This window comes from Rhodoluna sp., from assembly GCF_049276775.1.
Lineage (GTDB): Bacteria > Actinomycetota > Actinomycetes > Actinomycetales > Microbacteriaceae > Rhodoluna.
Map to the genome: position 1 here is coordinate 21,235 of NZ_JBASXC010000017.1, position 19,228 is coordinate 40,462.

A 19,228-nucleotide genomic window follows, 5' to 3' on the forward strand; every position below is an offset into this window, starting at 1 on the left:
TGAAGGCATGTCCCAGGTGCCTAGATCAAATAAGCCAACCCCTGAAGTTTTTCGACGCAGACGAATCGCCGCCCTCATCGTGCTGGTTGTCTTCATTGGTTTGATCTGGGCGGGAGTGAGTGCCATTTCCTCTTGGCTTGGCGGATCATCTGCGACTGACGAAGTTCAATTACCCGACGGTATTGCCGAATCCAGCGTTGTAGTTGAATCAGGTCAGCCCTGTCCTCCAGGAACCGTTGTTGTTGAAGCAATAGTTGGATCCTCTGACGGTGAGCCAAAGAACGCCTTCGCCTCAAACAAGACTCCCTATATTTGGTTCAGCCTCACAAATAGAAACTCGGTTGACTGCACCTTTAACGCCGGCGCCAAGGCTCAGTTCTTCACCATTCAAAGTGGTGATGAGGTGATCTGGAAATCGGCTCAGTGCAACAGAGATGATCTGGTTGACAGCAACATCATCCTGCCTTTCGGTGAGTCTGTTGAGAGCTCACCTTCGCCGTGGGAAAAAGTTTTCTCAAGTGATTCGGGTTGTGGAGCTGAGCAGCCACCAGTAATCACAGATGGCGCTAGCTACCACCTGAAGGTTGAGGTAAGCGGCGAGCTATCTACTAACTCGCAGCAGTTTGTTCTGAACTAGATATCTAGAGCTAGCTCTTGAACTAACTCTTTAGTCCCGCAGCTAACGCTTTGTTGAGCTGAGTGAAACTTGAGTCAATCACCTTGGTGAAGCCCAGTCGCTTAGCTTCGTTTTGCCGAATTGGAGCCTGATTCACTTTTCTAATTTCGCCCGCAAGGCTTATCTCGCCAAAGGCAACGACGTCATGGGAAATCGGTTGGTCTTTGATGGCCGATGCAATAGCCAGGGCTATTGCAAGATCGGCCGAGGGTTCAGATATTTTCACGCCGCCGACGGTTGACACGTAGACATCCAACTCGGAGAGCTTAAGTCCGGCACGGCGCTCCAACACCGCCAAGAGCATTGCAACGCGGGATGAGTCAACACCGTTGGTGACTCGTCTTGGCTGGGCGGTTGAGCTTTTTACAACGAGCGCCTGAATCTCAGAGATCATGGCGCGCTTGCCCTCGAGGGTTACGGTCACACAGGTTCCAGAAACTTCTGTTTCGGAGCGGGATAAAAATAGTCCGCTTGGGTCTGGCACCTCGAGGATACCGTCGCCGGTCATCTCGAAGCAGCCCACCTCGTCGGTCGGACCGAAGCGGTTCTTAAACGACCGAATGAATCGAAGGCTGGTTTGCCTATCTCCCTCGAAGTGGCAAACAACATCGACCAGGTGCTCCAAGGCTCTAGGGCCTGCAACTGTTCCGTCTTTGGTTACGTGGCCGACCAAGATAATCGGCAGGTTGGATTCCTTGGCCACGCGAATTAGGTTTGCAGCAACCTCCCTAACTTGGGAGGGCATGCCAGCGGCACCGTCTATTTCTCCGGCGATGATGGTCTGCACTGAGTCAACAATCAGTAGCTCTGGCTTTAGGTGATCAACCTGTCCAAGCACTGTTGCCAGATCATTCTCGGAGGCTAAAAATAAGTTCTCGGAGAGCGCTCCGGTTCTATCGGCGCGAAGCTTTATCTGGCCCGTTGATTCCTCGCCGCTTACGTACAAAACCTTCAGGCCTGACTTGGCGCTGTTGGCAGCAACTTCCAATAGCAAGGTGGATTTACCAACCCCGGGTTCACCCGAGAGTAAGACAACTGCTCCAGGAACTATTCCCCCGCCTAATACCCGGTCAAATTCGCCAACGCCGGTGGGGCGAGAGTGCACCTGATCGGTGGAAACTTCAGTGATTGGTTTAGCGGCAAAGCTATCGCCGATGGCGGCTGGCCTGATGGAGCGAACCACCCCGATGCCTCGGCCCTTTCCGAGGGCGGTTAGCTGGACGGTATCCCAGGACTGGCACTCGCCGCACTGCCCAACCCACTTGGCCGCGGTCCAGCCACACTCGACACACGAGTACTCAGCTTTGGTCTTTGCCATGATCCTCCAATAGCTACCAAACTACCGTGACCCACCGATACGGCTAGCTGGTTAAGCTGGAACTATGGAGAACAACAAAATCGCCATTATTGGCGCAGGTTCAATGGGTGGGGCCATACTGAGTGGACTGATTGCCGCCGGGACCGCACCCGAATCCATCACCGCATCAACCGCAACGACGGCTAGTGCAAAGGCGCTCTCTTCAAAGTTTTCCATCTCAGCTTTTGCGACGGAGGAAACACCCTCAGCCAACAGCGAGGCAGCCAAGGGCTCAGATATTTTGCTGATTGGCGTCAAGCCCGGAAAGGTTCTTGAGGCACTTGGAGAAATAAAGGACACCGTCAAAGACGGGGCCCTAATTGTTTCGGTTGCAGCCGGCATCACCACCTCCGCTATGGAGGAAGCTCTAGGCAATAAAGTTTCGGTGATTCGAGCTATGCCCAACACCCCATCGATTGTTGGTCACGGTGTGACGGGTATTTCGAAGGGCAAAAGTGCAACCGATAACCAGCTTGCGGTAGCCAAAGGGCTTTTTGAAACAGTGGGTCAAGTTCTTGTTGTTGAAGAAGACAAGATAAATGCCCTGAGCACCATCTCGGGGTCGGGACCGGCATACGTTTTTTACTTTGCCGAAAAACTTATGACTGCAGCCCAAGCGATGGGCTTTAGTGAAGCGGAGGCCGACCTAATGGTGAGAGCAACATTCCTAGGTTCTGCAACACTACTTGCGGCATCGGAAGATTCCGCGAAGCAACTCCGGGATCAGGTGACCTCCCCGAATGGAACCACCATGCAGGCAACTGCAAAGTTTGATGAAGCGCAATTAGAGAGGATATTCATTGAAGCCACCGGTGCCGCTTTGGCCCGGGCAATTGAGATAGGTAAACAATCATGACTGACATTTATAAGGCAATAGCCGACCCTAAGGCACGTTTAGTTCTAGAGACTCTGGCGGATAAGCCAGGCTCAACGGTTGCAAAGACCGCGGAGTTTTCAAAGCTCCCCTCCGCACAGGTCACAACAATCGCCGCAACTTTGGTTGCGGCAAAGCTCGTGAAATCAACCGGCTCCGGCGCCAGCAAGAAATACACTCTCAACGCCAAGGGTTTTGGTCCGTACGTTTCATGGCTTGCAAAGGTTGCCGAGACATCAGCTGTTTCTAATCTCGAGCTTCAGCTTGTTGACCTCTCTGAGAAATTCGGCAACGTAGTTGCCGAAGGTTCTGACTGGGTTTCAACCAAGGTCAAAGAGAACGTTGACATCAACCCGAAGAAGTGGGGCAAGGAATTAGGTCGCATAATGGCCGAGGTTAAGCGTGAGGTCCAAAGAGAAACCAATCAGGTCAAAAAAGAGGCAAAGAAAATTACCACTGGCGTGAAGAAGGAAGTTAAGAAAGCTACAACCGGTGTGAAGAAGGAAGCCAAGACAATCGCAACCGGCGTCAAAAAGGAAGTCAAGAAGGCTACGACCGGTGTAAAAAAGAAGTGAAGACAGTTGCCGCCAAGGCAAAAAAGAGTGTTAAGAGCTAGCTTTTACCTCGGCAATTAGTGCCTCAACTTTGGCTTTGATTTCGTTTCTTATTTCTCGAACTACCTCGATTGGTTGATTCTTCGGATCGGTTAGTGGCCAGTCGAGGTAGGTCTTGCCAGGAAAGTAAGGACAGGCATCGCCGCAGCCCATTGTGATCACGTAGTCGCTTTCCAAAACTTTTTGGTCGGAGAGCTTCTCGGGATTCGCGGTCGATAAATCAATACCCTCTTCGAGCATTACCGCCATCGCCATTTCGTTGATCTCGGTGCCGGGTTCAGTTCCGGCTGAGATTACTTTGATTTGATCTCCCCCAAGGTGACGAAGATATCCGGCCGCCATCTGAGATCTTCCCGCGTTGTGAACGCAGACAAATAAAACAGTGACAAGCTGTGACATTTTGTCTCCTAGCCTTTCACCCGAATCAAAACCTCGTTGCGCTTGAGAAAGCCAGGCTTCCAGGGTGGGTCAAACCTGGCAAAGTACAAGCTACCCACGGTTTCTAAACCGGAAGTTAACAACTCGCCAACGAGCTTCTTTCCTTCAAGCTCAAATTTCTCTTGGTCCCAGGAGCCAGAAAACCTTCTAGCGGCAGCCAGGTGCGCAGGCACCTTTATTATCTTGACCCCGGGATCCGTGGACTCTGGAACTTGGCCCAGGCTCATTTGCTCAGGAAGCACGAATCTCACCATGTGGGTTTTGGGGCCGGTTGATTCTTGGATTACCGGAGCGGTCATCGCAATGGATTGACCCTTTTTATTGTTACCCGAGATGTACCTAACCAGGGGTCCAAAACCTAGACTTCCAGCATTGACGAAATCACCCCTGGCCTGGGTCTCGATTTGTATTCCGGCGGGGTACTTACGCAGCTCAAAGCCTTTGTGCTTGGTTAGCACCTCGTAAGGCTGTTGTTGAGTCATGGTCATAGCTTAGGAGCAGCTGGACTGGTAGCTTTGAAATGGAGCGAAAACCAAGGAGGACCTCATGACAAAACCGACCGATGACGCCGCTATCCGCAAGGAGGCAGAAAAGGCCCTGAAGAAAAAGAGTGAGTTCAAGCAATTCTTGGTCATCTATGCGGTAGTTTCACTAGTCACCGTCGGGATTTGGTTCTTTGTGACCCCAGGCGGATACTTCTGGCCAGGATGGGTCATTTTTGGCATGGGTATTGGCGCCCTGCTTTCAGGGCTGGATGCTTATGGAAAGCTGTCGGCAAAGCCTATTACTGACTCCGATATCGATGCAGAAGTTGAGCGCCTCAAAACTAAGAGATAAGCTTTTGGGGTTGCCGGTTTTGGCGGCAGACAACAAGATGAGGTTTTCGTGGGTTCAGTAATCAAAAAGCGTCGCAAGCGTATGTCTAAGAAGAAGCACCGTAAGCAGCTTCGTAAGACTCGCCACCAGCGTCGCAATAAGAAGTAGACCGCTAGTCGCGGTTTGCTTTTAGCTCACGCTTCTTAAAATCATAAATCGGCCAGTCGGCCGCCTTTGCATACCTAGTTAGAATTTTGTCCGGATTCACCGCGACCGGATGACCAACGGCAGTTAGCATCGGCAGATCGTTGTGTGAGTCGCTGTAGGCGTAAGACTTCCGAAGAGACAAGTTTCTGGTCTTCGCCAAAGCCTTTATAGCGGTTCGCTTATTTGGACCGTGAACCGGCTTTCCGTCTAGGTCGCCGGTCAAGATTCCATTTTTTCTCTGGACCTTTGTGCCGATGGCTCCAGTAAGGCTCAGTCTTCTTGCAATTACATCCCCTAGTTCCTGAGGCGCCGCGGTTACGAGCCAAACTTCGCGCCCCTCAGCCATATGGTCCTTAGCCAGGCGAACGGTCTCGGGCCAGAGCTTTAGCCGGATGTGTCTTTCGTAGACTTCTTCGACAAGCTCCTCGATGTCTTTAACCCGGTGCCCCGCGATTAGCAACAGGGCACGATCCTTTAATGAGGCAAGTACATTGTTGTTTTCTCCGCGCCAGATGAAGCGGAACTGATGCCAGGCGAAGCTCCAGAAATCTTTGCGGCTAAAAAAATTTCTTTCGAAGGCAGACTTACCAAACAAGTAGCTACTGGAACCGCGCAAGATGGTGTTGTCAACGTCAAAGAAAGCAGCAGCTTTCTTTGGCTTCTTTTTCTCAGGCTCGGTCTTTGGGCTCACGAGGTAAGTTTAACCTGTGTCCACAACGATTGATCTCACCCTGTATACCAAACCGGGCTGTCACCTGTGCGAAGAGGCGTTAGAAGCCATAGATCTAGTGGTGTCTGAAATAAAAGAGAAAAATTCAAACGATGTTCAGATTGAGTTGCATGAACTAAACATTCTCGAGGACGAAGCTCTGCTGGCTGCCTACGCGGAAGAAATTCCTGTGCTGCATATAAACGGTGAAACCCACGCCTACTGGCGCATCGATAAAGACCGCTTTAGGGAAGCTTTAGAAAAACTTCTCTAGGGTTCTAGTCGGTTAGGTCCGCGGAACAAGAAACCAACTTCTCTAATGCTTGGCTGGTGAAGCATAAGCATGATTACTCGAAGTAGTCCCATTCCAAAACCGCCGTGGGTGGGAGCTCCGTAGCGGAAGAAGTCGATGTATGTTTTTAGACCCTCGGGGTCCAAACCTTTTTGCTTAGCCTGTTCGATTAGAACATCTACGCGGTGCTCGCGCTGAGCACCGGTAGTGATTTCAGTTCCACGCCAAATCAAGTCATAGCTCTTGGTAAGTTCTGGATTACCCTCGTGCCTCATGTGATAGAAAGGCCTAACGGTTGATGGGTAGTCGGTTAGAAAAACGAACTCGTGATTGAAAGTTTCCGCAACGTGTGCCGCGATTTGTCTTTCACCCTCCGGATCCATATCCCCTCCGCGAACAACCTCGTGACCGCGCGCTTTGACAATCTCAACCGCCTCAGCCAATGGAATTCTTGGGAATGGGCGAGTAGGAACAATCACGTCAACGTCAAAGAGCTTCTTGATTTCCTCACCGTGGTTATCCTTCACGGCGGTGATGGCTGCAACCATGAGCTGCTCCTGGAAATCCATGACGTCCTCGTGGGAGTCGATCCAAGACATTTCCATATCCACTGACGTGAACTCGGTGGCGTGACGCGAGGTGAAAGATGGGTCAGCCCGGAACACCGGACCGATTTCGAAGATACGACCAAGGCCAGCCATCATCGCCATCTGCTTATAGAACTGGGGAGACTGCGCAAGGTATGCAACGGTCTCAAAGTATTCCAGCTTGAACAGCTCGGCATTTGACTCGGAGGCAGTTCCCATGAGCTTTGGCGAATGAATTTCGGTGAAGCCATTTTCCTGCCAGAACTTTCTCCAAGCTGCCTCAATGGTGGTTTGGACCTGGAAGACCAGGTTCATCTCTGGTCTTCGCATGTCTAGAAAGCGCCAGTCCAACCGCTTGTCAATTGAGGTGTCGTCCGCAATTGGTGTCTCGGGGTCTGCCAGGGTGATGATCTCCAGCTCGTCGAGCTGAATCTCCAACCCTCCGAGCTTGACTCTTTCGTCGTGAACTAGGCGACCGGTAATCCAAACAAAGGAGCCATTGGTAAGTGTTGATACTTTGTCGGCAAGAGCGTCTTCATCGGCAGGCCGCGGGTAGGTAACCTGAACGTCACCTGTTTCATCTCTGAGGATTATGAACTGGATGCGTTTTTGATCTCTTAGCTTTTCAACCCAACCGCCGAGGAGAACCGGACCATCTTTTCTCGATGGTAAGTCTTTGACCTGTTGACGTTCGCGCATTGTTTTTTGCTTCCTTGTTGGGGCTCCAGGCCCCAAGTTTAGCGGGGTTAGACTTGTTACATGCCCGCCACCCGCATTCATCTGGTACGCCACGGGGAAGTTGATAACCCCAACGGTGTCCTCTATGGCCGGCTTCCAAACTTCGCTCTTTCTGCCCTCGGAAGGCAGATGGCAGAGGCGACCGCCGCTGCGGTTTGTGCCCCGGGACACAAAATAACTCGACTATTTAGCTCGCCTCTGCTTCGAACGTTGCAGTCGGCTAGACCATTTACGTTGAAGCTCAATTTGACGGTCGAGAATGAGCCCGAAATCATCGAGCCAACCAATATTTTTGAGGGTAAAAAAGTTGGCCTCGAGACCGTTTTGAAAAACCCAAGCTACTTCTTTTTCCTTTTGAACCCGCTAAGACCCGGCTGGGGAGAGCCATACAACAAGATAGCCAAGCGAATGGTGAGCGCCATGAGAAAGGCCTGGGACGAGACCACAGACGGCGAGGTTGTCATGGTTTCCCACCAGTTACCGATCTGGATGGTGCACCTAAAGGCAGCTGGCAAGCCACTCTGGCACGACCCAAGATCCAGGCGCTGCGAGCTATCGAGCGTCACGAGCTTTGAGTTCAGGGGCAGCAGGCTAGTTGAGGTTGGGTACCTCGAACCAGCCGAGAAACTTCTTGTAAGCGCTATAGATAAAGGTGCAGTTTGAAAAGACTCCTAGCCTTGATTGCGATATCAGTTTTTGTTTTTGCTTCTTCTGGCTGCGCTAACGATTCTTTGGCCGAGCAGTTCAGATCTGGCGATAACAAAAACTACATCGCCGGCGATGGCACAGTCACCGAGTTTGCTCCAGGCTCAAGACCAAAGGCCGCTAGCTGGTCGGGAGTCACCGAAAGCGGTGAGCCGATTTCGAGCGAACAGCTCGAGGGTGTTATCACGGTCATGAACTTCTGGTACGCGGGATGTGCTCCCTGCCGTATCGAGATGCCCGAGCTAATCGAATTACAGGATGAGTTTTTACCGGAGGGTGTTCAATTTGTTGGAGTAAACGTGCGAGACAGCGCAGCAACCTCCCTGGCCTTCGCAAGAAAAATCAACATGAACTTTCCATCCGTTATGGACGCCAAAACCGGATCGGTTGTTCTGGGCTTTACCGGAGTTGTGACTCCTCAGGCGGTTCCAACAACTCTGGTTATTGACGCGGAAGGAAATGTTTCGGCAAGGGTGCTTGGAAGAATTGAAATGGGAATCCTTCGGGCTCTTATTACAACCACCATCAAGGAAAGATCATGAGCCCCGGCGAAATCATTCTGAACGGCTCCTTGATTGCGGCCATGCCGCTTGCCCTGCTTGCCGGAATAGTGTCCTTTGTCTCGCCCTGCGTGCTACCCCTGCTTCCTGGCTACTTAGGTTACATTTCCGGCGTGGCCGACGGGGGAGCCAAAAAGAGCAGGATCATTATTGGCTCTGTCTTGTTTGTGCTGGGCTTTACCGCAGTGTTCGTTTCCTTCGGCGCGCTGTTTGGCGGCATTGGAATGCTCATCTACATCAACAACTTGATGTGGGTCCAGCAGGTACTGGGTGTACTGATCATCATCATGGGTCTTGTTCTGATCGGCCAGTTCTCCTTCCTGCAGCGAACTTTTAAAACCGGCATCAAGCCAAAGGTTGGTCTTTTAGGGGCACCGCTATTGGGCGTTGCCTTTGGCCTGGGTTGGACACCCTGCATTGGACCAACTTTGGCGGCAGTTCTTGCTCTGGCATCCGATGCCGGCTCGCCGGCCAGAGGCGCCCTTCTGGCACTTATTTACTCACTCGGAATCGGACTTCCCTTCATTGCAATTGCGGCCGGCTTCGGTTGGGCAACTCGATCTGTGGCATTTGTGAAAAAACACATCAGGGCCTTCAACGTTGCCGGAGGTGTGATGCTGATCGCACTCGGTATCGCACTGGCTACCGGTGTCTGGATTGGTTTTGCAACTTGGGTACAGGGGGTGTTCGGTGTCTTCATCCCAGTTATATGAGTCTCCGGATATAGGTCTAACCGGTTGGGCCAGATGGATCTGGCGTCAGCTAACTTCAATGCGCACCGCGCTGATTCTGTTACTTCTTTTGGCAGCGGCATCGGTTCCTGGCTCCATTTACCCACAACGCTCGGCGGACCCAAATGGTGTTGCCCTGTACTTCCGCGAGGATGAGCAGCTAGCCGAGGTGTTGGATTTTTTCCAGCTCTTTGATGTCTACACATCAATCTGGTTCTCCGCTATATATATTCTTTTGTTCACTTCGCTGGTTGGCTGCGTTCTACCTAGAACCAAAGTTCACTACGAGGCGCTCAAAGCCGAGCCGGTTCAAACCCCAACCAATCTTGCTCGGATGCCCGTTTACCAAAAGGAAACTGTTCCACGGGGTATTGATCCGGTCGAAGCCGGAAAAAAGATTTTAGAAAAGCAGCGCTACCGCGTTATTAGGCGGGGGGACTCGGTAAGTGCCGAAAAGGGATACATCAGAGAGACTGCCAACTTGGTTTATCACTTTTCGCTGGTAGGTGTCTTAATCGCTGTAGGTATTGGCGGGGGATTGAGTTTTTCGGGTCAACGCGTTTTGGCAGAGGGTGACACTTTTGTTAATAACCTGGCGGGTTTTGACTCCCTCTCTCCAGGGACTTTCTTTGATCCCGAGAGACTTGCCCCAATCAGTGTGACCCTAGATAAGTTTGAGGTCGACTACGACTTTTTGAACGAGACCAACATCGGAACACCGCTTGATTTCAGGGCTACGGTGACGGTTCGAACCCCGTCCGATCCGGTTGGTCAAACAAGCATTGTTCGAGTCAATGAGCCACTTGATGCAACCGGCGCCAGTGTCTATTTGACCGGTCACGGCTACGCGCCGGAGATAACAATTCGGGATGCCAACGGGGACATCAGCTACTCGGGGCCGAGTATTTTCTTGCCCCAGGATGGCAACATGACCTCAATTGGAATCATCAAGGTGCCGGATAACTTGCCTGAGCAAATTGGTGTGGTGGGGTTTTTCTACCCGAGTGTGATTGAGCTTTCAACCGGTGCCTACACATCCATTTTTCCGGGGCTTATCGATCCTCTGATTTCAATGAATGTTTACACCGGAGATCTAGGTCTTGATAGCGGTGTTCCGTTGAACGTTTACGCCCTCGATACTGACCGTCTAACCCAGGTTGCCGGTAGAGGAGCTCCGAGCCCGGGGGTTGAGCTTCGCCTTGGTGAAACCGCTGACTTACCAAATGGGTTGGGGACCGTCCGCTTTGACGGCATCAGACGCTTTGCCTCACTGGACATCGCCTATAACCCTGGTCAGATCTGGGTGCTATTTTTTGCGATGCTGTCTCTCGCCGGAATCACGGTTTCACTCACCACCCCGAGAAGAAGAGTCTGGATCAGACAAGTTGGCGATTCCTTTGAAGTTGCTGGGCTTTCAAGAAGAGACGACCCCAGGCTCGAGGAAGTTGTTAGAGAATTAACTGAAAGCATAAAAAGAGGATAAAAAGTGGACCCAGTTGTCTTGAACGAAGAGCTCTCCCAGCTATCTCTTCTGGTTGCATACGCCGCCATGGCGGTGTTCACCCTTGCCTTTTTGGTCTCCGGCTACCACCTCTCCCAAGCCGCCAGCACTAAGGCTAAACAAGGGCAGCGGGTCGCTGCCTCCTCAAGCTCCGGCAGCGTTGCGGTGCTTGAAAGAGACAGCGATGTTGAGGCAGAGGATAAGTCCACTTCCCTGTTGGTTCTCGAGCGGGTGGGTCTAGCTCTTGCAATCCTTGGAACCTTGATTTTGGCAGCCAGCGTCATCATGCGCGGATTCGCAGCTGCCCGTGTCCCGTGGTCAAATCTCTATGAGTATTCGATCACCGGAGCACTTATCTTGATGATGATCTACCTGATTTCAATCAGGTCTGAAGAAGTTCGCATGATGGGAACTTTTGTTGTCGGTTTTGTGCTTTTGGTTTTGGGAACCGCAGTTTCAGTTTTCTACGTTGAGGTAGTTTCTTTGATGCCAGCGCTGCAGAGCTATTGGTTGGTAATCCACGTCATGGTTGCACTCCTTGCAACGGGATTTTTTAGCTTGGCAGCTGCCCTCTCTCTTGCCTACCTACTCAAGACAGCAAACTGGGTTGAGAACGCGAAGGGTAAAGGAACACAAAACTTCAAGCGCATCATGGAAATTTTCCCCTCAAAGGAAACTCTCGAAAGACTCGCTTACCGCTTTAATATAAGCGGTTTCATTCTTTGGAGCTTTACCCTAATTGCGGGAGCCATCTGGGCAGAGCGCGCCTGGCATCGGTACTGGGGTTGGGATACCAAGGAAGTTTGGACTTTTATCATTTGGGCGATTTACGCAGGCTACCTACACGCCAATGCAACTAGAGGCTGGACTGGTAAGCGTGCGGTATGGCTTGGAGTGATTGGATTCTCCGCAGTTGTGTTTAACTTCACCATCGTGAACATGTTCTTCACCGGACTACACACTTACTCCGGTTTATAGACACTGGTTTATAAAAACTAACTTTCTAAACCGATAAGCCTGCCGCAGCGCTCCAGTCTTTCAATCCACCAGTCGTAGCGGTGGTCTTCGGCATTGAAGATCTCAAGGGCTGCGGGGTTGAGAGTTTCACGCCTTACTTCCAAAACTCCATCAACTGGCTTCAGAGAGTCTTTCACTAGGTCTCCCGCGAAAAGATTTAGTGTTCCAAGGCCCGCGTCATAGCTGGAGCTAGCTAAGCTGGCGGCGAAGTGAAGCTCAGCGGCAAGACCAATCGAGGACTGCATCGCACTCGATGCAGCAATCGGCAGCTTCGAAGAAGCCGCCACTTCTAGTGCCGTGGCAACCCCTCCAAGTGGAGCGCTTTTTAGAACCAAGATATCTGCCGCTCCTGCAATCTCAACCGCCAGTGGGTCGGAGGATTTCCGAACCGATTCATCGGCTGCAACCAAAGTTTCAAGTCCGCGCTTTGACATTTCTAGTCGAAGCTCAGCAAGTTCCGCGATTGATTTCACCGGCTGCTCGAAGTATTCAAGCTTGATGCCAAGACCGGAGAGTTTTTCTAATAGCTCTAGGGCCTGCGGTATTTCAAATCCTCCGTTGGCGTCGAGTCTTATTTTGGCCTCGGGGTAAAGCTGCTTTACTTCTTGGATCCGCTCTAGATCAAGCGAGATGTCTTGGCCGGGTTCTGCAACCTTTATCTTGACCGTTTCGAACTTCCCGGCTCGGGATAAGACCTTGGCAATTTCTTCGCCGTTTACGGCCGGCAGAATCGCATTGACCTTTACCTGCGTTCGCTTCGGTTTTGAAAGATCTCCGTATCCCCATTCGAGGGCGGCTTCCAGCCAAACGGTAGCTTCCTCGTCGCTGTATTCGGGGAAGGCCGCCCACTCGCTCCAGCCGTTGGGGCCTTCAAAGACAAGTAGCTCTCGCTCGGTCATTCCACGAAAGCGGGTTCGAAGCGGGATGCTCACAACGCGAGCGGCTGCCATTAGGGCAAAAAGACGAGGGTTCACATTGTTAGTCTAAGAGCATGGCAAATCCAGTTTCTGAGCTGTTTGACGCGTCAATTTGGCGCGAGGTTCCAGGCTTTGAAGACCTAACCGACATCAGCTACCACCAGCACGTTTCCCTGGGCGTAGTTCGAGTTGCCTTTAATCGACCAGAGGTTAGAAACGCTTTTCGCCCAAAGACAGTTGATGAGCTCGCAGCATCGCTTGAGCACGCCAAAAATAACTCCAAGGTTGGAGTTGTCCTACTCACCGGAAACGGACCATCTCCCAAAGACGGCGGCTGGGCTTTTTCAAGTGGTGGGGATCAGAGAGTTCGTGGGCGAGACGGTTACAAATACGCCGACGATGAGAACAATGCCGACCCTGCCAAATCTGGTCGACTACACATCTTGGAAGTCCAAAGACTCATCCGCTTCATGCCCAAGGTTGTTATTGCCCTGGTTCCGGGCTGGGCAGCCGGGGGAGGTCACTCACTGAATGTGGTGTGCGATCTTTCGATCGCGAGCATCGAGCACGCCCGCTTCAAACAAACTGACGCCGATGTCGGATCCTTTGACGGTGGTTTTGGAAGTGCTTATCTTGCGCGTCAGGTTGGTCAGAAATTCGCCAGAGAGATTTTCTTCTTAGGACAGGAATACAGCGCCGAGCGCGCAGTCGAAATGGGCGTTGTGAACAAGGCGGTAGCTCACAAAGACCTAGAAAAAGAGGGCGTTGCCTGGGCAACCGAAATTTTGTCCAAATCGCCAACTTCGATTCGCATGCTGAAATTTGCGATGAACGCAATCGACGATGGACTCATTGGCCAGCAAATATTTGCAGGTGAGGCAACCCGACTTGCCTATGCATCGGACGAGGCGGCCGAAGGTCGCGACGCTTTTCTAGAAAAGCGAGCACCAAACTGGGCTCCCTACCCCTGGCACTTCTGATTGAAAAATGACTAAGCCGCTTGCGGTGGTACCCGCCAACGACACCGTCAAGGCGCTACTTGTTCTAGCCGATGTAATCGAGAACAAAAAGGCAATCTTTGTTTCGGGGCCCGAGGTGAACGGCGTGAAGCCAACCATCGAACCACTTCCAAAAGAAGTTCCAGAAAACATTGCTTGCGTTGTGGAATCCTCCGGTTCCACCGGAATTCCAAAACGCATTTCAATTTCAACCGCTGCTCTTTTGCACGCCGCTCGTGCAGGCCAAGAAAGACTCGGACCCTTAGGCCAGTGGCTTCTTGCGCTGCCCATTAATTTCATCGCGGGGCAGCAGGTACTGATCAGGTCTTTGCTTGCCAATCAACAGCCCGTGATCATGAATACCTCCTTACCTTTCACGGCGGAGGCTTTTCTGCGCTCAGCAATGCTGATGACAAACCCAATTCGATATACCTCGCTTGTTCCAACCCAGCTTGCAAAACTTATTGTGGAGGCGGAAAAAGATGAGGTGATGCTCAGCTCTTTGCAAAACTTTAGAGCCATCTTGGTGGGAGGACAGTCAACCCCGGATGAGCTCTACGATCGAGCGATTGGTCTGGGACTAAAAGTTGTTCTCAGCTACGGCATGACCGAAACCGCCGGAGGCTGCGTTTATGACGGTATCCCGCTTGATGGGGTGAGGCTCAAGATTGCACCCGATTCGAGACTGTTGATATCTGGAAAGACCCTGGCCGAAGGCCAGGACGATTGGATCTTCACAAATGACCTGGCTGAATTGTCCCATGCTGGAAAGCTCAAAATAATTGGGCGAGCGGATCGGGTAATCATTTCCGGTGGACTAAAGCTTTCTCTAGAAAGAGTCGAGTATTTAGGCAATGAGCTTCCAGGGGTTTCAGAAATCGCAGCTGTTGCACTCGAGGATGAAACTTGGGGTCAGCGAGTTGGAATTGCATACGTCGGCTCTCCGGAGGTAGCCGATGATATCGCCAATCAACTCGCACACCTTCTGGGCCCCGCCGGCAAACCAATTCGAGTAATCCGAGTAGATAAACTACCTAAGCTTCCAACCGGCAAGTCCGACAACCGCGCGGTTGCGGAACTTTTTTGAGACGGAGAAATCTGATGAAGGCAAATAAACTAAAGCTTTGGATAGAGGGCGCGAGGCTTCGCACCCTGCCTTTGGCTATTGCGCCAGTTGCCATCGGTGCTGGAGCCGCTGACTCGGTTCAGGCTTTTGATCTTTCCCTTTCGGTTCTTGCTTTAGCAGTTGCACTCTTTTTGCAGATTGGTGTGAACTTCGCGAACGACTATTCGGATGGCATTAGAGGAACCGATGACAATCGGGTTGGCCCGCTTCGGCTAACCGGATCCAAATCCGTCAAGCCCGAAGCTGTAAAGGTTGCCGCTTTCGGATTTTTTGTCTTAGCTGCGGTCGCAGGACTTGTGATTGTTTTGATCACCGGTTTGTATTGGCTGATTGCTGTTGGGGTGGCCGCGATTATTGCAGCTTGGTTTTACACCGGTGGAAAAAGCCCCTACGGATACTCAGGTCTTGGTGAACTTGCGGTCTTTGTTTTCTTCGGGTTGGTTGCAACTATCGGAACAACTTTCATCCAGGTCGGTTTTATTGAATTCAATGCCGTCCTTGGAGGCATTGCTTCGGGACTATTTGCCTCTGCCGTTTTGATGGTGAATAACATTCGGGATATTGAAACCGATTCGTTGGCCTCGAAGAAAACCCTGGCAGTTCGTCTAGGTAAAAAGCCTGCCATCGCTATGTTCCTCGCGATGATCTGGCTTCCGTTTTTGATTCTTGGCTTTTTTGTGCTGTTGTATCCGGCGAGCATGCTCGGCTTCGCGGCCCTGTTTCTCGTTGTTCCGGCAACGGTGATTGTCACAACGGCGAAGACGGCTAAGGAATTGATCTTGGTTTTGAAACTAACCAGCTTTGCGGCTTTGGCCTACTCACTGAGCTTGGCGACTGGTTTATTTGTCGTTTTCTTTTGAATCCAGAATTGAATTCTCAACATCGGCATCTTCATCAGGAACCCCTGAGAATTTGTCTCGCTTGTTGCGCTTATAAATCTCAGCCGATAGAGCATCTCTTTGCTTCTGCAGAAAGACCAGCGATACAGCTAGGGCTAGGACCCCCGACATAACAGCGGAGTAGATTCCTTCGAATCCCAGTACGAGAAATATCGTCAGGAATAGGGCGAATATGCCTAATCGAGCGGAAATAAAGACCAACCAGAGTTTTTTCACAGTTACATTCTAAGTTTGTCTCTCGCATAGAGTTAATACATGGTTAGAACACTGCTTTTCATATTCGGAGTTTGGTTGCTATTTACGGTCTTTGTGACCGTATTTGCCGCCAGTGCAAACAAAAACGAGGTTAGAACCCTACCCAAGTGGTTATGGATATTGATATGTGCGGGTGTGCCGTTTATCGGTGGCCTGCTTTACCTGGTGCTTGGAAGACCCCTTGGCCCACCAAAACAGCGCTACAGAAAAACCAAATCTGTGGCTCCCGATGATGACCCTGCCTTCTTGCGCGACCTGGCCGACAAGCTAGACACCAAAGATGAAGATCCGGCCAAAGACAAGCCAGAAGATACGCCCGAAGACAAGCCCGAAGAAGACTCGGGTCCAAGCCCCGAACCTAAGGATAAGTCGTAGCTTTGATTGCAGCACCTTCGCAAATCTTCGCAGCTCATCTAATGGCTGCACTTTCGGAGCTGGAGGTCGAGGAGGTATTTTTATCTCCCGGCTCAAGATCTCAATCACTTGCCATCGCAGCCCAACAACTTCACGACGTTGATCGACTCACCCTGAGGGTTCGAATCGATGAGCGCTCGATGGCATTTACCGCTCTGGGGGCAGCGAGGGCATCGGGTCAACCGGTTGCAGTTATGACCACATCGGGAACCGCGGTTGCCAACTTACTTCCGGCCGTGCTTGAAGCTCACCACAGCGGTGTTCCACTGATTGTCATCACGGCGGACAGGCCCCAAGAACTTCGAGGGGTTGGAGCCAACCAAACCACCCACCAGGTCGGGATTTTTGGTGATGCGGTTAGGTTTTGTGAAGATGTCCCAGCCCCTGAGGGAGAAGTTGATTTAGATTTCGTTCGGCAGTTAGCCGAAAGAGCGGTGTCAACGGCAATGGGAGATTTTCCCCACCGACCGGGCCCGGTGCACCTAAACATCTGTTTCAAAGAACCGCTTTCTTCCAAGACCCCCGACGCAGCAGATGTGTATACCGGGGCGGAGTTTCCCGAAGAAACACTTCCGGTTCCAAGCTTTGCGATTTTAGATGGAGAACCAAACACGGTTGTGATTGCAGGAGCCGAATCCGGCGTTCTCGCTCTGGAGGCATCGGAAGCATTCGGCTGGCCGGTGTTTGCCGAGCCAAGCTCAAGGTGTCGCTACGGCGCAAACTCAATCGTTGCCTACGCTGCCATTTTGGCCGAGGACGAAGAACTAAAAGCCAAGATTCAAAGAGTTGTGGTCTATGGAAAACCAACCCTAAGCCGCGAAGTTCAAAAGCTCATCGCGAGAGACGACATCGAATTGATTGTTGTCAACTCTGAGCTCACCGGATTATTCAATCCATATGGGAACGCATCTCAAATTGTTGATGATCTGAGCGTGACCGGCGAGGTTAGTAGCGAATGGCTTGCAAGGTGGCGAGTAGCTTCCCACAACTGGATCTCAGCACAGTCCTATGAGTCTGGACTAGATAGAAGAAAAGTAATTGAGCTTGTCTACCAGGCGAGCCAGCTGGATGACTCGATTGTTTTGGGCGCATCCAGAATGATCCGCGAAGCGGATATTTGGGCACCGTCCAAAGCGGTTCAGGTATTTGCTAACCGCGGTCTATCTGGAATAGATGGCACGGTTGCAACTGCAACCGGCATCGCCCTTCGTGCCGAAGGCGCATACACCAGAGCAATCATTGGCGATCTGACCTTGATTCACGATTCCTCATCGATGATCGAAGATCCGGAAGAGACCCTGAATCTTCAGCTGATTATGGTCAACGATCAGGGTGGCAGCATCTTCGAGAAGCTGGAGCTATTCCAGGAGGTAGAAACCGGAACCTTTGACCGAATCTTTAGAGCCGGTCAAAAGATTGACTACTGGTCACTTGCTAACGCCTACGGTTTTGTTTATCTCGCGCCTGCCGATGAACAAGAACTCACCGAGGCCCTAAAAACCCCGGGTCGGGTCCTTATCGAAATCAAGCTCTAACTCAAAGCTCCTCGAACCGGAACAAACTTTAGTTCGGTTTCCTCAAGTTCTGCCGCTGGCTCTGAATCGGCCACCAGCCCACACCCTGCAAATGCGGTTAAGACGCTTTCTTCAATGTATCCACCCCGAAGAGCGATGGCCCACTCGCCATCGCCGTCAGCACCAATCCATCCGACCGGTCCCGCGTAGCCGCCGCGATCAAAAGGCTCAAGCTCTGCAATCAGAGCTTGAGCAGCAGCCCTCGAGGTTCCGGCAACCGCAGCGGTTGGGTGTAAAAAGGCCGCCAGATCCAGAACCGAAATATTGTTCTTCAGCTTTCCATAGACGTCACTCGCGAGGTGCCAAAGGTCTGGAAGTGCCAAGCTGAATGGTTTCTCGTCAGAGTCGACCGTGAGGCAAAAAGGACTCAGGGCTTCAACCATCGAGTCCACCGCGAAGCGGTGCTCGGCCAGGTTTTTCTCTGATGCAACCAGGGCGTTGGATCTTTGAACGTCTGATTCCGGTGAGTCACCGCGCGAGGTGGTGCCGGCCAAAACCCGAGCTGAAACCTGCCCATGCGAGACCCGAACCAAAAGCTCGGGCGAGGCCCCGAAGTTTCCAGCCACAGAGTAGACCCAGCAGCTCGGGTACTTTTTGGCTAGGGCCCGAAGTCCGGTTCGAATATCAAAGTCCTGTGGGAGCTGAGCCATTATTTCTCTGGCAAGGACAACCTTTTGGATCTTGCCCGAACGAATCTTTGAGATTGCCTTTTCAGCTTGCTTTAAGAATCCGGCCGAGGTCATCGAACCCTCAACAAAGGAAAGCTTTTGGTTTTCTGCGTAAGAAATTACCTTGCTGTAGAAATCGGCGGTTGCTTCCTCTTCACCCTCGGGGGTGATTTTGGTTATCCAGCTTCGGCCATCTCTGGTCCCAAGGATGATCCTTGGGACAATCAAAACCGAGTTGATGGTGCTATCGGGAGAAAATGTCACACTCCCAAAACCAACCAGGGAACTTCCCTGCACCTGAAGCGGGTCTGTGATCTCTGATTGCTCAACCTGGTCGCGCCATAGGCTCGCGAGCTCGGCGATCCTAGTTTGACCGGAGGTCTCAAAGCGAGCGGCTTCTCCGAAGCCGATCAATCCTTGGCCGTTTCGAATGAAGGCGGTGGGATTAGGGGGGAAGTGTCTGGTGATGTCAAAGCCCTCGGGGGTCGCTAACTCACGCGTTAAAACGCGAAGTTTTCGAATTGATGACATCGGTGCCGTTTCGTTTTTGGGGCC

Annotated in this window: 24 protein-coding genes; 16 read left to right on the plus strand and 8 right to left on the minus strand. The window is 51.7% G+C overall.

Going from position 1 to position 19,228, the window contains the following annotated elements; genetic code table 11:
- Positions 1–7: 7 nt before the first annotated feature.
- The gene (locus tag WAO31_RS01140) at positions 8–637 is read left to right on the plus strand and encodes a hypothetical protein (protein ID WP_509589200.1); all 630 of its coding nucleotides are present in this window, start codon (positions 8–10) and stop codon (positions 635–637) included.
- Positions 638–659: 22 nt separating this feature from the next.
- Here WAO31_RS01140 and radA read toward each other — a convergent pair whose 3' ends face one another.
- Positions 660–1,994 (minus strand): DNA repair protein RadA, encoded by a 1,335-nt coding sequence (radA, locus tag WAO31_RS01145; RefSeq protein ID WP_509589201.1) that lies wholly within the window; start codon positions 1,992–1,994, stop codon positions 660–662.
- A gap of 64 nt (positions 1,995–2,058) precedes the next feature.
- Between radA and proC the strand changes: the two genes are divergently transcribed.
- Positions 2,059–2,889 (plus strand): pyrroline-5-carboxylate reductase, encoded by an 831-nt coding sequence (gene proC / locus WAO31_RS01150; protein ID WP_509589203.1) that lies wholly within the window; start codon positions 2,059–2,061, stop codon positions 2,887–2,889.
- Complete coding sequence (locus tag WAO31_RS01155) at positions 2,886–3,482, plus strand: hypothetical protein (RefSeq protein WP_509589205.1); 597 nt, start codon at positions 2,886–2,888, stop codon at positions 3,480–3,482. The genes proC and WAO31_RS01155 overlap by 4 nt, the downstream gene beginning before the upstream one ends.
- Before the next feature lie 30 nt (positions 3,483–3,512).
- Here the strand turns inward: WAO31_RS01155 and WAO31_RS01160 are convergent, their stop codons facing one another.
- Together WAO31_RS01160 and WAO31_RS01165 are read right to left on the minus strand one after the other, a co-directional pair.
- Complete coding sequence (locus WAO31_RS01160) at positions 3,513–3,920, minus strand: arsenate reductase ArsC (protein ID WP_509589207.1); 408 nt, start codon at positions 3,918–3,920, stop codon at positions 3,513–3,515.
- Between the two features lie 8 nt (positions 3,921–3,928).
- Complete coding sequence (locus tag WAO31_RS01165) at positions 3,929–4,441, minus strand: SOUL family heme-binding protein (RefSeq protein WP_509589209.1); 513 nt, start codon at positions 4,439–4,441, stop codon at positions 3,929–3,931.
- A gap of 64 nt (positions 4,442–4,505) precedes the next feature.
- Between WAO31_RS01165 and WAO31_RS01170 the strand changes: the two genes are divergently transcribed.
- Both WAO31_RS01170 and WAO31_RS01175 read left to right on the plus strand, forming a co-directional pair.
- Positions 4,506–4,796 (plus strand): 2TM domain-containing protein, encoded by a 291-nt coding sequence (locus WAO31_RS01170; RefSeq protein ID WP_509589211.1) that lies wholly within the window; start codon positions 4,506–4,508, stop codon positions 4,794–4,796.
- A gap of 48 nt (positions 4,797–4,844) precedes the next feature.
- Positions 4,845–4,943, plus strand: coding sequence for a 30S ribosomal protein bS22 (locus WAO31_RS01175; RefSeq protein ID WP_009882927.1), 99 nt, complete (start codon positions 4,845–4,847; stop codon positions 4,941–4,943).
- A gap of 4 nt (positions 4,944–4,947) precedes the next feature.
- On the opposite strand, the gene WAO31_RS01180 is transcribed toward WAO31_RS01175, so the two are convergent.
- Positions 4,948–5,673, minus strand: coding sequence for an HAD family hydrolase (locus tag WAO31_RS01180; protein ID WP_509589215.1), 726 nt, complete (start codon positions 5,671–5,673; stop codon positions 4,948–4,950).
- A 16-nt stretch (positions 5,674–5,689) separates the two neighbouring features.
- Between WAO31_RS01180 and WAO31_RS01185 the strand changes: the two genes are divergently transcribed.
- Positions 5,690–5,965, plus strand: a complete 276-nt coding sequence (locus WAO31_RS01185) for a glutaredoxin family protein (protein WP_509589217.1) — start codon at positions 5,690–5,692, stop codon at positions 5,963–5,965.
- Here the strand turns inward: WAO31_RS01185 and aspS are convergent.
- The gene (aspS, locus tag WAO31_RS01190; protein WP_509589219.1) at positions 5,962–7,269 is read right to left on the minus strand and encodes an aspartate--tRNA(Asn) ligase; all 1,308 of its coding nucleotides are present in this window, start codon (positions 7,267–7,269) and stop codon (positions 5,962–5,964) included. The genes WAO31_RS01185 and aspS overlap by 4 nt on opposite strands.
- A 60-nt stretch (positions 7,270–7,329) precedes the next feature.
- On the opposite strand from aspS, the gene WAO31_RS01195 reads away from it, so the two are divergent.
- From WAO31_RS01195 to ccsB, 5 genes are read left to right on the plus strand one after another with little or no spacing between them, the layout of a single operon-like run.
- Positions 7,330–7,971 (plus strand): histidine phosphatase family protein, encoded by a 642-nt coding sequence (locus WAO31_RS01195; RefSeq protein ID WP_509589221.1) that lies wholly within the window; start codon positions 7,330–7,332, stop codon positions 7,969–7,971.
- A complete protein-coding gene (locus tag WAO31_RS01200; RefSeq protein ID WP_509589223.1) occupies positions 7,968–8,555 on the plus strand; it encodes a TlpA family protein disulfide reductase in 588 nt (195 codons plus the stop codon). The genes WAO31_RS01195 and WAO31_RS01200 overlap by 4 nt, the downstream gene beginning before the upstream one ends.
- Positions 8,552–9,286, plus strand: coding sequence for a cytochrome c biogenesis CcdA family protein (locus WAO31_RS01205; protein WP_509589225.1), 735 nt, complete (start codon positions 8,552–8,554; stop codon positions 9,284–9,286). Before WAO31_RS01200 ends, WAO31_RS01205 begins: the two co-directional genes overlap by 4 nt.
- On the plus strand, positions 9,264–10,787 hold the full coding sequence (gene resB, locus WAO31_RS01210; protein WP_509589227.1) for a cytochrome c biogenesis protein ResB: 1,524 nt from the start codon (positions 9,264–9,266) through the stop codon (positions 10,785–10,787). The genes WAO31_RS01205 and resB overlap by 23 nt, the downstream gene beginning before the upstream one ends.
- Positions 10,788–10,790: 3 nt before the next feature.
- On the plus strand, positions 10,791–11,783 hold the full coding sequence (ccsB, locus tag WAO31_RS01215; protein ID WP_509589230.1) for a c-type cytochrome biogenesis protein CcsB: 993 nt from the start codon (positions 10,791–10,793) through the stop codon (positions 11,781–11,783).
- 17 nt (positions 11,784–11,800) lie between these two features.
- On the opposite strand, the gene WAO31_RS01220 is transcribed toward ccsB, so the two are convergent.
- Positions 11,801–12,796 carry an o-succinylbenzoate synthase gene (locus WAO31_RS01220; protein WP_509589233.1) on the minus strand — a complete coding sequence of 332 codons (996 nt, stop codon included), beginning with the start codon at positions 12,794–12,796 and terminating at the stop codon, positions 11,801–11,803.
- Between the two features lie 17 nt (positions 12,797–12,813).
- Between WAO31_RS01220 and WAO31_RS01225 the strand changes: the two genes are divergently transcribed.
- The 3 genes from WAO31_RS01225 to WAO31_RS01235 are packed head-to-tail and all read left to right on the plus strand — an operon-like array spanning position 12,814 to position 15,723.
- On the plus strand, positions 12,814–13,719 hold the full coding sequence (locus WAO31_RS01225) for a 1,4-dihydroxy-2-naphthoyl-CoA synthase (RefSeq protein WP_509589235.1): 906 nt from the start codon (positions 12,814–12,816) through the stop codon (positions 13,717–13,719).
- Between the two features lie 7 nt (positions 13,720–13,726).
- Positions 13,727–14,824, plus strand: a complete 1,098-nt coding sequence (locus WAO31_RS01230) for an AMP-binding protein (RefSeq protein ID WP_509589238.1) — start codon at positions 13,727–13,729, stop codon at positions 14,822–14,824.
- Positions 14,825–14,838: 14 nt separating this feature from the next.
- Entirely contained in the window at positions 14,839–15,723 is an 885-nt protein-coding gene (locus WAO31_RS01235) for a 1,4-dihydroxy-2-naphthoate polyprenyltransferase (RefSeq protein WP_509589240.1), read from the plus strand.
- Here the strand turns inward: WAO31_RS01235 and WAO31_RS01240 are convergent.
- The gene (locus tag WAO31_RS01240) at positions 15,703–15,978 is read right to left on the minus strand and encodes a DUF4229 domain-containing protein (RefSeq protein ID WP_509589241.1); all 276 of its coding nucleotides are present in this window, start codon (positions 15,976–15,978) and stop codon (positions 15,703–15,705) included. The genes WAO31_RS01235 and WAO31_RS01240 overlap by 21 nt on opposite strands.
- Before the next feature lie 39 nt (positions 15,979–16,017).
- Here WAO31_RS01240 and WAO31_RS01245 point away from each other — a divergent pair, with 39 nt between their 5' ends.
- Positions 16,018–16,392 carry a PLD nuclease N-terminal domain-containing protein gene (locus WAO31_RS01245; protein WP_509589243.1) on the plus strand — a complete coding sequence of 125 codons (375 nt, stop codon included), beginning with the start codon at positions 16,018–16,020 and terminating at the stop codon, positions 16,390–16,392.
- A gap of 2 nt (positions 16,393–16,394) precedes the next feature.
- Complete coding sequence (gene menD, locus WAO31_RS01250; protein WP_509589245.1) at positions 16,395–17,966, plus strand: 2-succinyl-5-enolpyruvyl-6-hydroxy-3-cyclohexene-1-carboxylic-acid synthase; 1,572 nt, start codon at positions 16,395–16,397, stop codon at positions 17,964–17,966.
- Here menD and WAO31_RS01255 read toward each other — a convergent pair.
- Positions 17,963–19,204, minus strand: coding sequence for an isochorismate synthase (locus tag WAO31_RS01255; RefSeq protein WP_509589247.1), 1,242 nt, complete (start codon positions 19,202–19,204; stop codon positions 17,963–17,965). The genes menD and WAO31_RS01255 overlap by 4 nt on opposite strands.
- Positions 19,205–19,228 lie beyond the last annotated feature (24 nt).

What these genes read in the sequence shown, in the direction of transcription:
- WAO31_RS01235 (WP_509589240.1), top strand. Translation starts at nt 14,839, where the DNA reads ATGAAGGCAAATAAACTAAAGCTTTGGATAGAGGGCGCGAGGCTTCGC.
- WAO31_RS01225 (WP_509589235.1), top strand. Translation starts at nt 12,814, where the DNA reads ATGGCAAATCCAGTTTCTGAGCTGTTTGACGCGTCAATTTGGCGCGAG.
- WAO31_RS01255 (WP_509589247.1), bottom strand. Translation starts at nt 19,204, where the DNA reads ATGTCATCAATTCGAAAACTTCGCGTTTTAACGCGTGAGTTAGCGACC.
- WAO31_RS01230 (WP_509589238.1), top strand. Translation starts at nt 13,727, where the DNA reads ATGACTAAGCCGCTTGCGGTGGTACCCGCCAACGACACCGTCAAGGCG.
- WAO31_RS01140 (WP_509589200.1), top strand. Translation starts at nt 8, where the DNA reads ATGTCCCAGGTGCCTAGATCAAATAAGCCAACCCCTGAAGTTTTTCGA.
- WAO31_RS01155 (WP_509589205.1), top strand. Translation starts at nt 2,886, where the DNA reads ATGACTGACATTTATAAGGCAATAGCCGACCCTAAGGCACGTTTAGTT.
- radA (WP_509589201.1), bottom strand. Translation starts at nt 1,994, where the DNA reads ATGGCAAAGACCAAAGCTGAGTACTCGTGTGTCGAGTGTGGCTGGACC.
- WAO31_RS01170 (WP_509589211.1), top strand. Translation starts at nt 4,506, where the DNA reads ATGACAAAACCGACCGATGACGCCGCTATCCGCAAGGAGGCAGAAAAG.
- WAO31_RS01205 (WP_509589225.1), top strand. Translation starts at nt 8,552, where the DNA reads ATGAGCCCCGGCGAAATCATTCTGAACGGCTCCTTGATTGCGGCCATG.
- WAO31_RS01245 (WP_509589243.1), top strand. Translation starts at nt 16,018, where the DNA reads ATGGTTAGAACACTGCTTTTCATATTCGGAGTTTGGTTGCTATTTACG.
- aspS (WP_509589219.1), bottom strand. Translation starts at nt 7,269, where the DNA reads ATGCGCGAACGTCAACAGGTCAAAGACTTACCATCGAGAAAAGATGGT.
- WAO31_RS01160 (WP_509589207.1), bottom strand. Translation starts at nt 3,920, where the DNA reads ATGTCACAGCTTGTCACTGTTTTATTTGTCTGCGTTCACAACGCGGGA.
- WAO31_RS01195 (WP_509589221.1), top strand. Translation starts at nt 7,330, where the DNA reads ATGCCCGCCACCCGCATTCATCTGGTACGCCACGGGGAAGTTGATAAC.
- proC (WP_509589203.1), top strand. Translation starts at nt 2,059, where the DNA reads ATGGAGAACAACAAAATCGCCATTATTGGCGCAGGTTCAATGGGTGGG.
- WAO31_RS01165 (WP_509589209.1), bottom strand. Translation starts at nt 4,441, where the DNA reads ATGACTCAACAACAGCCTTACGAGGTGCTAACCAAGCACAAAGGCTTT.